The sequence below is a fragment of the Halopseudomonas salina genome, from assembly GCF_014637955.1.
Taxonomy (GTDB): Bacteria; Pseudomonadota; Gammaproteobacteria; order Pseudomonadales; family Pseudomonadaceae; genus Halopseudomonas; species Halopseudomonas salina.
The window spans coordinates 92,880-105,967 of the sequence record NZ_BMFF01000002.1 but is presented as its reverse complement, the minus strand read 5'-3'; the positions used below and the strand labels follow the sequence as shown (position 1 = coordinate 105,967).

The window sequence follows — 13,088 nt, the reverse complement described above, 5'->3', positions numbered from 1 at the left end:
TTTTTTTGTTTTAGCTATTTGCGCTTGTGCTAGGTCTGTTATTTAATGTAGGAAAACATAAACCGTCCGTAAGTGTCGGATGCTGATAGGAAATTGGCTGTGCTAGGGCTCATAAAGAAAAAAGCGAATACGCTTCTGGGTATCGATATCAGCTCCACTACTGTGAAGCTGCTTGAACTCAGTCGCTCCGGCAACCGCTACAAGGTCGAAGCCTATGCGGTTGAACCCCTCCCACCAAGTGCGGTCGTCGAGAAGAATATCGTCGAGCTCGAAGGTGTTGGTCAGGCGCTGGAGAAAGTCCTGGCCCGATCACGCAGTTCGCTGAAGCAGGCTGCCGTTGCGGTTGCCGGCTCCGCCGTCATTACCAAAACCATCGAAATGGATGCGGGTCTCGATCCTGACGAGATGGAAGAGCAGATCAAGCTCGAGGCGGATCAGTACATTCCCTATCCTCTCGATGAAGTCGCCATCGACTTTGAGGTGCAGGGTGTGTCACCCCGGAATTCCGAGAGGGTAGAGGTGCTGCTTGCTGCCTGTCGTCGGGAGAACGTCGACATCCGTGAGGCAGCCCTGGCATTGGCGGGGCTCAACGCACGGGTAGTCGAGGTCGAGGCATATGCGATGGAGCGTGCCTGCGAGCTGGTCATCGATCAGCTTGAGGGTGACCGAGACGACGTTACCGTTGCGGTGATCGATATCGGCGCCACGATGATGACCCTCAGCGTCCTCAGCAAGGGGCGGATCATCTATACCCGCGAGCAACTCTTCGGCGGCAAGCAGTTGACCGACGAGATTCAGCGTCGCTACGGACTTTCCCAGGAGGAAGCCGGTCTGGCGAAGAAGCAGGGCGGCTTGCCGGACGACTACGAAAGCGAAGTGTTGAGCCCGTTCAAGGATGCGGTAGTGCAGCAGGTCTCGCGCTCTCTGCAGTTTTTCTTTGCCGGCGGCCAGTACAACGATGTGGATTATATCCTGCTGGCAGGGGGGACCGCTTCCATTCCGGGGCTCGATCAACTGATCCAGCAAAAAATAGGCACCACAACGCTGGTTGCCAACCCCTTTGCAAACATGACCCTGTCAAACAAGGTCAACGCCGTCGCGCTCAGCAATGACGCTCCTGCGCTGATGATTGCCTGTGGTCTGGCAATGAGGAGTTTCGACTAATGGCTCGCATTAACCTGTTACCCTGGCGCGAGCAGCTCAGGGAAGAGCGCAAGAAAGAATTCATGACTGTTCTGGTGCTGATTATCATTTTTGCCGGTGGCCTGGTTTTTCTCGGGGATCGTTTCCTCAACGGCAAGATTGATCACCAGAATGCCCGTAACGAGTTCCTGCAAAAGGAAATCACCTTACTCGAAGCGCGTATCAAGGAGATCGAGCAGCTGCAGGCGCGTCGCACGCAACTTCTCGATCGGATGAAGATCATTCAGGACCTTCAGGGTAATCGGCCGATCATTGTCAGAGTGTTTGATGAGTTGGCCAGAACACTGCCGGATGGCGTGCACTTTGATTCGCTCGGGATGCAAGGGCCGACAATCAGCATCAAGGGTCGGGCCGAATCCAACAGCCGGGTTTCCAATCTCATGCGTCAGATGGATGCGTCCGATTGGCTCACCTCACCGAATTTGACCGCGGTACGAGCCGTTACCTCCGGTGGGCTGGATCAGGCTAACGTGTTTGAGCTTTCAGTGAAGCAAACCGAACCAAGTGCCGGTACCGCTGGGGAGAAGCAGCCATGAGCCTGTCTAAATCCATGGATAGCTTCAAGAAGATCGATATCAACAATATCGACTTCAATAATGTTGGCTCCTGGCCCGGTGCCTTGAAGTTCATAGTCGGTCTGGTATTACTTATTGCCTTGTTGTTTGCCGGCTACCATTTCCATCTCAAGGATCTACAGCTGGTCCTCGAGCGCAGTGAGGCTCAGGAAGTTACCCTGCGCAAGGACTTTGAAGCCAAATCCTTCCGCGCTGCCAATCTGGAAGCCTACAAGGAACAGTTGGTGGAAATAGAAGAGCGCTTCGGTACGCTGCTCAAGCAGCTGCCAAGCGACACCGAGGTGCCGGGCCTGCTGGAAGATATAACCCAGATGGGGCTCAACAGCGGCCTCGAGTTCGAATCCATTACGCTGCAACCGGAAACGGCGAAACAGTTCTATATCGAGTTGCCCATAAGGATCGTGGTGCAGGGCAGTTACCATGACATGGGTTCTTTTGTCAGCAGCGTTGCCAGCCTGCCGCGTATTGTTACGCTGCATGATTTCAGCATCGCGCCGGTAACCGAGGGAAATGGGGACCTGCTTAAAATGAGTATTCTTGCCCGTACCTATCGCTACAACGATACAGGAGGCGAGCAATGATCATGCACAAGCGTGTATGGGGCTTGGCCCTTGCTTCCTCCCTGCTCCTTTCCGGCTGTGGCGATAGCGGCTTCGGCGATCTGCAGGCATTCATGGCTGATACGCGGGCCAAGCCTGCAGGAAGTATCGAGCCACTGCCACGGTTCAAGGCATATGAGGCTTTTACCTACAGTGCAGCTTCATTGAGAAGTCCGTTCCAGCCACCTATTCGAGTTGACGTGACTCAGAGGCAGCGTGGATCCCAGGACGTCAAGCCAGATGATGACAGAATCAAACAGTTCCTCGAAGGCTTCAATATCGAGGGGTTCGAGATGGTTGGTACCCTGAGCGACGAACAAGGCATGCAAGCGCTTATTCGAGGTGCAGGCAGCGTCCATAGGGTGCAGGTAGGAGACTATCTGGGTCGTAACCATGGACGCATCATCGCAATCGAAGAAGGTCGTGTCGAGGTGATGGAGATCGTCCCGGACGGTGAAGGCGGTTGGTTGGAGCGCCCGCGAACGCTCAGCTTGCCTGTGCGCGGATAGGACAACCAGGGAGAGAAATCATGAACTGTAAACAGTCAAGCGTGGAACGCAATCAAATGCCTCTTACCAAGAAAGTTACGCTCGCCGCGGTTATTGCGCTGCTGAGCCCTCTGGCCCTTGCGGCCAACCTCCAGAACCTAGATGTTGCCTCTCTACCGGGTGAAAGGGTTGAACTCAAGCTGACTTTCGATGAGCCGGTGCTCTCGACACCGAAGGGCTACACAATCGAGCAGCCTGCGCGTATTGCCATTGACCTGCCGGGCGTTACCAACCAGCTGGATTCCCGTAATCGGGAGCTGGGCATGGGCAACGCGCGAAGTCTGACGGTCGTCGAGGCCAACGATCGCACTCGGTTGATTATCAATCTGGACAGCCTGGTCCCTTACACTACTCGCACCGATGGCAATGATCTTTACGTGCTGGTAGGAGAAGGTGCGGCCCCGGGTTATGCAGCTGCACCTGCGGCACAGCCAGCGACTGCTACAGCAGTTCCGGGTAATTGGAGGTCCTCAGACGAGCCCGTAGTCAGTAGTCCCGGAACCAGCGGATCGGCGATTCGGGGTTTGGACTTTCAGCGTGGTGATCAGGGTGAGGGTAACGTCGTTATTGATTTGTCCGATCCTTCGGTACGGGTTGACGTGCAGGAGCAGGGTGGCAAGATTCGGTTGAACTTCCCCAATACCGAGTTACCGGATGCTCTGCGGGTTCGGCTGGACGTCACCGATTTTGCTACACCGGTCAACTTTGTGAATGCATCCAGCAGTAATGGCAATGCAGTTATCAATATCGAACCAACCGGCTTTTATGAACACCTTGTCTATCAGACCGACGATCGTCTGATTGTCAGCTTCAAACCTTTGAGTCGTACCGAGGCGGAGCAGCGTCGTGCCGAGGACTTCGCCTACACCGGCGAGAAATTGTCTCTCAACTTTCAGGATATCGAGGTCCGCTCGGTACTGCAGCTGATCGCTGACTTCACCGATCTCAACCTCGTAGCCAGTGACACGGTTCAGGGCAGCATCACCTTGCGCCTGCAAAATGTACCCTGGGATCAGGCTCTGGATCTGGTGCTCAAGACCAAGGGCCTGGACAAGCGCAAGATTGGTAATGTGTTGTTGGTTGCACCGGCTGATGAGATTGCTGCGCGTGAGCGCCAGGAGCTGGAGGCAAAGAAACAGGTTGCCGAGCTGGCGCCTTTGCGCAAGGAGATTATCCAGCTCAATTACGCCAAGGCGTCCGATGTGGCTGGGCTGTATGAAGATACTGCCAATGCAGGCACTCTGAAGGACGACATGCGCGGCTCGGTCATATTCGATGATCGTACCAACAGTCTTCTGGTAACCCTGACCCAGGAGCGCATCGACGAACTGCGCCGCATCATTACTCAAATTGACATACCAGTTCGCCAGGTAATGATCGAGGCACGCATCGTTGAAGCCAACGTCGGCTTTGACAAGGCGCTTGGTGTGCGTTGGGGCGGCAGTATCGATCTTGGGGACCGCTATGAGGTCTTCGGTCGTAACCCCGGCGGCGGCGCAGCAATGCCCACTCCGGCGGTCAATGCTCCTTTTGTTGACATGGGTGTGATTGGTGCGAGCTCGGGAATTGGTATCGGTTTCATCACCAATAACGCAATCCTTGATCTTCAGCTTTCAGCCATGGAAAGCACGGGTAATGGCGAAATCATTTCCCAACCGAAAGTCGTCACCTCAGACAAGGAAACAGCCAAAATCCTCAAGGGTTCGGAAATTCCTTATCAGGAAGCCAGCTCCAGCGGTGCAACGACTACGGCCTTTGCCGAAGCCGTTCTGTCTCTGGAAGTGACTCCCCAGATCACGCCGGATAATCAGGTGATCATGGAGGTCATCGTCACCAAGGATGAGCCCGACTTCACCAATGAAGTGAACGGTGTGCCAACCATTCGCAAGAATGAGGTCAACGCCAAGATTCTGGTGGGTGATGGCGAAACCATCGTTATTGGTGGCGTATTCTCCAGTGAAACCCAGAACAGTCAGATGAAAGTACCTTTCCTTGGTGATCTGCCGGTGCTCGGGAAGGTATTCCGCCGCGACGTGACTTCAGAGACGAAGTCCGAGCTCCTGATCTTCCTGACTCCACGGATTATCAAGAACGGCGCCATCACTGTGGCCAGGTAATCGCCTTGCGTAATGTCTTTCTGGTAGGCCCGATGGGGGCAGGAAAAAGTACCATCGGGCGACTCCTTGCCAAGGAGCTCAAATATCCTTTCAAAGACTCTGATCGTGAAATTGAGGCGCGAACCGGCGCCGATATTCCATGGATCTTTGACGTGGAAGGAGAAGAGGGTTTTCGTCAGCGCGAAGAGGCTATGATTGCCGAGCTGGTGCTGGAGAGCGGTATCGTTCTGGCTACCGGCGGCGGGGTAGTCATGCGCGAAGCCAATCGGCAAGCTCTGGCAGCTAACGGCCTGGTTGTTTATCTGCGTACCAGCGTTGACCAGCAGTTGCAGAGAACGTCCAAGGACCGGCAACGGCCCTTGTTGCTGAACGCTGATCCCGAACGAGTGTTGCGTGATCTGATGGCCAAGCGTGATCCTCTGTACCGGGAAATTGCCGACATCATCATCGATACGGATCAACGGGGCCCAAAAGTAGTGGTTAATACCGTTGTTGCGCGGCTGCTCGAATCTGATTCCTGAATCCGTTCCCGTCTACCTGTCAGGTCGCTTCCGTACCTGACTGCCCATAATGCCATCGTCTGTTGTATTCTTGCCGCATTCGCTTGGGAGAAACTATATGCAGCAACTGACGGTCGAGCTCGGTGAGCGCAGTTATCCAATATTCATAGGCTCCGGACTGTTGGAGCAGCGCGAGCTGTTCGCTCCCTATATCGCAGGTAAGCAGGTTTGTATTGTAACGGACGATACGGTAGCTCCTCTGTATCTTGATGCTCTGTGTCGCACTCTCGACGGTTACCAGTTGTCCCGAGTCGTGCTGCCTACCGGTGAGGCGTACAAGAACTGGACAACCCTGCAGCAGATCTTCGATACCTTACTGGCTTCGCGGCATGATCGACGCACTACCCTGATTGCTCTGGGTGGTGGCGTTATTGGCGATATGACCGGATTTGCCGCCTCTTGTTATCAGAGGGGTGTGGATTTCATCCAGGTACCAACGACGCTGCTTTCCCAGGTTGACTCTTCTGTCGGCGGCAAGACGGGGATCAATCATCCGGCCGGAAAGAACATGTTGGGGGCTTTCTACCAACCGCGCGCGGTCATAATTGATACGGCGAGCCTGAGATCGCTGCCTCCTCGTGAGGTGAGCGCCGGTCTGGCTGAGGTCATAAAGTACGGGCTTATCCGCGACGAGACCTTTCTTGATTGGCTAGAAGCCAATATGCAGGAGCTTCGAGGCCTGGACCATGACCTGGTAACGCAGGCGATTGCGCGTTCCTGCGCCATCAAGGCGGAGGTTGTTGCTGCGGATGAGCGAGAAGGAGGTGTGCGAGCGATCCTGAATCTGGGTCATACCTTCGGACATGCGATCGAAGCTCAACAGGGTTATGGCCAGTGGCTACACGGTGAAGCGGTTGGGGCCGGCATGGCCATGGCGCTGGATATGTCCAGGCGGCTTGGCTGGATTGACGCAGCAGCTTGTGATCGCGGAATCCGGATAATTGCCCTGGCAGGTCTCCCCGTAAGGCCGCCTGAAACAATGACGCCGCAGGACTTTGTCCGTCTGATGGCGGTGGACAAGAAAGTTCTTGATGGACAGTTACGCCTGGTTTTGCTGGAAGCCATCGGCAAAGCGGTGGTTACCGCCGAATTTGATACTGAAACATTGCAAGCTACCCTTGCACAGGGCCACCCATGACAGATTCACAGGAAACAGGCATGAACGCGTTGAGCGGTGCTGAAAGTATCGAAGAGTATTACCAGCTAAGCCATGATCCTTTTGCAGCGCGTACGCCGGGATTCAAGTTTTTCACGCCGCAACGCAAGACAGTGCTGGCGCAACTGCACCATCTGGCCCGATTTGGTGATCAGGTTCTGTTGGTCACCGGCCCGCAGGGAAGTGGCAAGACGCTACTGCGCCAGGTGTTGGTAGCCAGCAGTAACAAGGATACTACCCAATGCGTGGTGACCACCGCGCGCGAGTTTCCGAGCGCCAGCGCACTGACTTCCTTTTTTTGTCAGGCGGTTAATGCCAGTGGACGAGACTCCAGGTCGCTGTTGCTCCGGGCCGGCCAGCTCAATGATACGGGCGTAAACCTTTATCTGATTATCGACGACGCGCATCTGCTGGAACAGGATGCGCTACAGGAGCTCGTTGACTTGAGCCGGGTGAGCGGCGGGGACTCTCCCCTGCGTATCTTCCTGTTTGCCGATGATAGTATCCAGCCCATGCTGGACAGCGTCAGCGCCGATGAAGAGGGTGCTGAATGGCTGCATCTGATTGCCCTGCAGCCCTACACCCTTGACGAGACTCGGGATTATCTTGCTCAGCGTCTGGAGGCTGCAGGACAAGGCATCGAGTTGCTCGATGAAGATCAGACGCAATGGATTCATCGACATAGCGGTGGCTGGCCTGGTCGTATCAACGACGCAGCCCGGCAATCCATGGGCGAAGCCATGGCTGAGCAGGAGTCGCCCATCACATCCCGCCGTGCCGTCCTGCCGTTGAAGTCCCTTGTGGCGGTGGTTCTGGTGGCTGTGGGCATAGGTTTTGCCTGGTTCATGGGTGAACGCGAGGGAGAGCCGGTCACCACGGTGCTGGAGTTGCCGGATCCGGTAGTACCGGTCGATGCAACCAATGACCCCCAGCTCGCCGAGCTCACCGAATTAAACGCTGCCCCCGGCCTTGCTCCATCAGAGAGACCTCCAGGGTCAGATGAGCTCGCCGAGGTCCCGTCTGATAACGAAGATACCCGTATTGCGGACTCCGAACGTTCTGCCACGGTCAATCTTTTTCCCAGTAACGGTGCTGGAGAAGTTCCCGTGGAAGCCTCTGCTGAGGCGCAGGTAGAGAGGTCGGAACAATCACCAGCTATGCCAGCTCAGCCAGTGCAGCCTGTACCCGAATCGCCGGTGGTGGACGCGCCGACACCGACGTCAGAGGCTCAACCGGTTCAGCCTGCCCGCGAGCCGGTAGCTCCCTCGGCACCACAAACAGCTGCGGCTGGTGCGAGTGGTGATGACTGGTACCGTGCGCAGCAACCAGGTAGATATGTGTTGCAGGTGCTCGGCTCGCGCAGTCGTGGCGCAGCCAGTGGTTTCATCAGTAATAATCCCGGCGTGGCAGAGTTGAGATTTTTCCAGACGACCCATCAGGGTGAACCCTGGTTTGTCGTTACTCAGGGCAACTATGCTGGTCGTCAGCAGGCTCAGCAGGGAATCTCCGGACTGCCTGCTTCAATGCGCAGCGCTAACCCGTGGCCACGCTCGGTGGGTGATATTCAAAAAGCCCTGAAATGACATAGGTTCTGGTGGCGGGGTGAGGCTTTCACTTCGCCGCTAGTAGTCTGGTCACTGAAAAGCTTTCTTATTTACGACATTTGGATACGCTTATGCGGCACTTCTAGCCGAAAAAAAATTGTGGCTGTACAAACCGCTGTGTACAATTACTCCCCTTTTGTCCGGCGCCGAGCCAGATCCAGTCTCGTTTGAGTCTCGTAAGCGTCTGAATTCAATAGCATTTGAGAGTGTGCCTATGAAAGCAGGTTTATATCAGCCTGATCAGTTCAAGGATAACTGTGGTTTTGGTCTTATCGCCCATATGCAGGGAGAGCCGAGCCACCACTTGTTACTGACGGCAATTGAAGCCCTGACGTGCATGACACACCGTGGCGGCATCAACGCTGACGGCAAGACCGGTGACGGCTGTGGTCTGCTCATTCAGAAACCGGACCGATTCCTGCGCGACGTAGCCCAGGAATCGATTGGCGTCGCCCTGCCTGAACAATATGCCGTTGGCATGGTCTTCATGGGTGCTGATCAGGCCGCTACAGAGGCAGCCCATTCGGCCTTTGATGCAGCGCTCCAAGGCGAGGGTCTGGTATCGCTGGGCTGGCGTGAAGTGCCGGTAGACAGCAGTGTCCTCGGGCCGCTGGCTCTGAGCAGCATGCCGCGAATCGAGCAGGTGTTTGTCTCTGGCGAAGGCCTCGACGAACAGCAGTTCGGCATCAAACTCTTTTACGCACGACGCAAGGCCGAGATTGCCATGCAGGCGGCCCCGGATTTCTACGTCTGCAGCCTGTCGCACAAGGTCATCTCCTATAAAGGTTTGATGATGCCGGCTGATTTGGGCCGCTTCTATCCAGATCTGAGCGATCAACGTATGGAAACCGCTATTAGCGTGTTCCACCAGCGTTTTTCCACCAACACACTGCCCAAATGGCCGCTTGCTCAGCCGTTCCGGCTGGTTGCCCACAATGGTGAGATCAACACCATTACCGCCAACCGCAATTGGGCCCACGCTCGCCGCAACAAGTTTACCAATGAGCTGTTACCTGACCTTGAGAGCATTTCGCCCATCGTCAACGTGACTGGCTCGGATTCCTCCAGCATGGACAACATGCTCGAGCTTCTGCTTGCCGGTGGTATGGATCTGTTCCGTGCGATCCGTATGGTGGTGCCGCCAGCCTGGCAGAACGTTGAGACCATGGATGCTGATTTGAAGGCATTCTACGAATTCAACTCGATGCACATGGAAGCCTGGGATGGCCCGGCCGGTATCGTGTTGACCGAAGGCCGCTACGCCGTGTGCCTGCTTGACCGTAACGGCCTGCGTCCTGCCCGTTACGTGGTTACCAAGAACGGCTACATTACCCTGGCCTCGGAGATCGGTGTCTGGAATTACCAGCCCGAAGACGTGATTAGCAAGGGCCGGGTGGGCCCGGGCCAGATTCTCGCGGTTGATACCGAGACTGGTGAAGTGCTGCACACGGATGACGTCGAAGGTCGACTGAAGTCCCGTCATCCTTATCGCAAGTGGCTGAAGGAAAACGCACTACGTATCCAGGCCACGATGAACGATCGCGATCATGGCTCGGATTTTCTCAGCCCGGAACAGCTCAAGCAGTACATGAAAATGTTCCAGGTCACCTTCGAAGAGCGGGACCAGGTGCTTCGTCCATTGGCCGAAAATGGCCAGGAAGCAGTTGGCTCCATGGGTGACGATACGCCGATGGCAGTGCTGTCGACCCGTGTACGTTCGGTTTACGACTACTTCCGCCAGCAGTTTGCCCAGGTAACCAATCCGGCAATCGATCCGCTGCGGGAAGCCATCGTGATGTCGCTGGAAACCTGTGTTGGCGCCGAGCGCAATGTGTTCGAAGAGACTGCCGAGCACGCCAACCGCGCCATCCTGAGCAGCCCGGTCATGTCGCCTGCCAAATGGCGCACATTGATGAATCTCGAACGCCCGGGTTTTGCCGTTCAGCGTATCGAGCTTAATGTGCCAGCCGACATGCCCCTGGCCGACGCGGTCAAGGACATAGCACTACAGGCTGAGGCCGCCGTACGCGAGGGCAAGACCCTGCTCGTGCTCAGCGACCGCTATATTGAAGAAGGCAAGCTGCCGGTACACGCGGCCCTCGCCGTGGGCGCCGTGCACCACCACCTGATTGAAGTGGGACTGCGTTGCGACTGTAATATTCTGGTCGAAACGGCTACCGCCCGCGACCCGCACCACTATGCAGTGCTGATTGGCTTCGGTGCTACTGCGGTCTATCCGTACCTGGCTTACGAAGTGCTTGGCGACCTGATCCGTACCGGCGAAGTCATTGGTGATCTGTACGAGGTCTTCAAGAGCTACCGCAAGGGTATTTCCAAGGGGCTGTTGAAGATCCTGTCGAAGATGGGTATCTCCACTATCGTCTCCTATCGCGGTGCTCAGCTGTTTGAAGCAATCGGTCTGGCTGATGAGGTAGTCGACGTCTGCTTCCGCGGGGTGGTCAGCCGGATTCAGGGTGCGCGCTTCAGTGACCTGCAGATGGAGCAGGGGCTGCTGGCCAAGGAAGCCTGGAATCCACGCAAGGCTATACAGCAGGGCGGCCTGTTGAAGTTCATCTTCGGCGGTGAGTACCATGCCTACAATCCTGATGTGGTGAGGGCATTGCAGGATGCGGTTCAGGGCGACAGCTACGACAAGTATCTGGAATATGCAGGGCTGGTAAATAGCCGTCCGGTAGCGTCCCTGCGTGACCTCCTGCGCCTGCGTGACGATCAGACGCCGATTGATCTCGACCAGGTCGAGCCGCTCGAGAGCATCTTCAAACGTTTCGATTCAGCGGGTATCTCGCTGGGTGCATTGTCGCCGGAGGCCCACGAAGCCATTGCTGAAGCGATGAACCGTCTGGGCGCCCGCTCGAACTCGGGTGAGGGTGGTGAAGATCCTGCCCGTTATGGCACCTCACGCAGCTCCAAGATCAAGCAGATCGCCTCTGGCCGGTTTGGTGTTACCCCCGAATACCTGGTCAATGCCGATGTGCTGCAGATCAAGGTGGCCCAGGGCGCCAAGCCGGGAGAGGGTGGTCAGTTGCCTGGCGGCAAGGTCAATGAGCTGATTGCCCGCCTGCGCTATGCAGTGCCCGGCGTAACGCTGATCTCGCCGCCGCCGCACCACGACATCTACTCGATCGAGGATCTTTCGCAGTTGATCTTCGACCTCAAGCAGGTCAACCCCCAGGCCCTGGTATCAGTCAAGCTGGTATCCGAGCCCGGGGTAGGCACCATCGCTGCCGGCGTTGCCAAGGCTTATGCTGATCTCATCACGATTTCCGGGTATGACGGCGGTACCGGTGCCTCGCCACTGACATCCATCCGCTATGCAGGGTCGCCCTGGGAACTGGGCCTGTCTGAAGCGCATCAGACTCTGCGCGGTAACGATTTGCGTGGCAAGGTCCGGGTACAGACTGACGGTGGCCTGAAAACGGGTCTGGACGTAATCAAGGCAGCGATACTCGGTGCCGAGAGCTTCGGTTTCGGCACAGCGCCGATGATTGCCCTGGGTTGCAAGTATCTGCGGATCTGCCACCTGAACAACTGCGCTACCGGTATTGCAACGCAGAACAAGCACCTGCGTGACAACCATTACATCGGTACCGTGGAAATGGTGATGAATTTCTTCACTTATGTCGCGACCGAGACCCGGGAGTGGATGGCGAAGCTGGGTGTTACACGCTTGCAGGATCTGATCGGGCGGACCGACCTGCTGGAAATTCTGCCGGGTAACACCAGCAAGCAGCAGAACCTGGACCTCGAGCCACTGCTGTTCAGCAAGGATGTACCTGCTGACAAGCCTCAGTACTGTGAATCGCCACGCAACGAGCCCTTTGACAAGGGCCTGACTGCGGAGAAGATGGTCGAATTGGCGCGTTCCTGCATTGACGGGCTGACTGGTGGCGAGTTCGAGATGAAGCTGACCAACTGCGACCGTTCTATCGGTGCGCGGGTATCTGGCGAAATCGCCCGGGTACATGGCAACCAGGGCATGGTCAAGGCGCCGATCACCTATCGTTTCAAGGGTACCGCAGGTCAGAGTTTCGGCGTCTGGAACGCCGGCGGACTGCATATGTACCTAGAAGGTGATGCCAACGACTATGTGGGCAAGGGTATGACAGGGGGCAAGCTGGTAGTAGTGCCGCCCAAGGGCAGCCCGTTCCGCTCGGAAGAGACGGCGATCATCGGCAATACCTGCCTCTACGGCGCCACTGGCGGCAAGCTGTTCGCCGCGGGCAGTGCCGGTGAGCGTTTTGCCGTGCGTAACTCCGGTTGTCACGCGGTTATCGAGGGTGCCGGCGACCATTGCTGTGAGTACATGACCGGCGGGATGGTTTGTGTGCTGGGCCATACCGGTCACAACTTCGGTGCAGGCATGACCGGTGGCTTTGCCTTTGTACTTGACCAGGACAACAGCTTCTTCGACAAACTGAACCACGAGCTGGTGGAGCTGCATCGGATTTCCAGCGAATCCATGGAGTCCTACCGCAGTCACCTGACCATGGTTCTGAACGAATACGTAGCCGAGACTGGGAGTGCGTGGGGTGCCGAGGTTCTGGACAACCTGGACAATTACATACGGCGCTTCTGGCTGGTCAAGCCCAAGGCGGCCAGTCTGGGTGCCTTGTTGAGCAGCACCCGAGCCAATCCGCAATAAAGCGGCTGTCTGGCATCAGGCTCGCGGTGTTTGAGCGGGTCTGAGCCCAAGGTGAATGTTTGC

General features: G+C 56.4%; 9 protein-coding genes. All 9 read left to right on the top strand.

Translation table 11 applies throughout. The annotated features are described in order from the left end of the window. Positions 1-99 precede the first annotated feature (99 nt). The 9 genes from IEV54_RS04435 (at position 100) to gltB (ending at position 13,025) form a co-directional block, all read left to right on the top strand. On the top strand, positions 100-1,164 hold the full coding sequence (locus tag IEV54_RS04435) for a pilus assembly protein PilM (protein WP_150276143.1): 1,065 nt from the start codon (positions 100-102) through the stop codon (positions 1,162-1,164). Continuing rightward, positions 1,164-1,739 carry a PilN domain-containing protein gene (locus IEV54_RS04430; protein ID WP_150276142.1) on the top strand — a complete coding sequence of 192 codons (576 nt, stop codon included), beginning with the start codon at positions 1,164-1,166 and terminating at the stop codon, positions 1,737-1,739. Before IEV54_RS04435 ends, IEV54_RS04430 begins: the two co-directional genes overlap by 1 nt. After that, positions 1,736-2,359 carry a type IV pilus inner membrane component PilO gene (locus IEV54_RS04425; RefSeq protein ID WP_150276141.1) on the top strand — a complete coding sequence of 208 codons (624 nt, stop codon included), beginning with the start codon at positions 1,736-1,738 and terminating at the stop codon, positions 2,357-2,359. The genes IEV54_RS04430 and IEV54_RS04425 overlap by 4 nt, the downstream gene beginning before the upstream one ends. A gap of 2 nt (positions 2,360-2,361) precedes the next feature. Continuing rightward, entirely contained in the window at positions 2,362-2,886 is a 525-nt protein-coding gene (locus IEV54_RS04420) for a pilus assembly protein PilP (RefSeq protein ID WP_150276691.1), read from the top strand. Positions 2,887-2,942: 56 nt separating this feature from the next. Then, entirely contained in the window at positions 2,943-5,042 is a 2,100-nt protein-coding gene (locus tag IEV54_RS04415; RefSeq protein ID WP_150276690.1) for a type IV pilus secretin PilQ, read from the top strand. Positions 5,043-5,047: 5 nt separating this feature from the next. Next, positions 5,048-5,563, top strand: a complete 516-nt coding sequence (gene aroK, locus IEV54_RS04410) for a shikimate kinase AroK (RefSeq protein WP_150276140.1) — start codon at positions 5,048-5,050, stop codon at positions 5,561-5,563. A gap of 97 nt (positions 5,564-5,660) precedes the next feature. Further along, positions 5,661-6,740, top strand: coding sequence for a 3-dehydroquinate synthase (gene aroB, locus IEV54_RS04405; protein WP_150276139.1), 1,080 nt, complete (start codon positions 5,661-5,663; stop codon positions 6,738-6,740). A 20-nt stretch (positions 6,741-6,760) separates the two neighbouring features. Beyond that, complete coding sequence (locus tag IEV54_RS04400; protein ID WP_188434323.1) at positions 6,761-8,341, top strand: AAA family ATPase; 1,581 nt, start codon at positions 6,761-6,763, stop codon at positions 8,339-8,341. 235 nt (positions 8,342-8,576) lie between these two features. Continuing rightward, on the top strand, positions 8,577-13,025 hold the full coding sequence (gene gltB / locus IEV54_RS04395) for a glutamate synthase large subunit (RefSeq protein ID WP_150276137.1): 4,449 nt from the start codon (positions 8,577-8,579) through the stop codon (positions 13,023-13,025). Positions 13,026-13,088 lie beyond the last annotated feature (63 nt).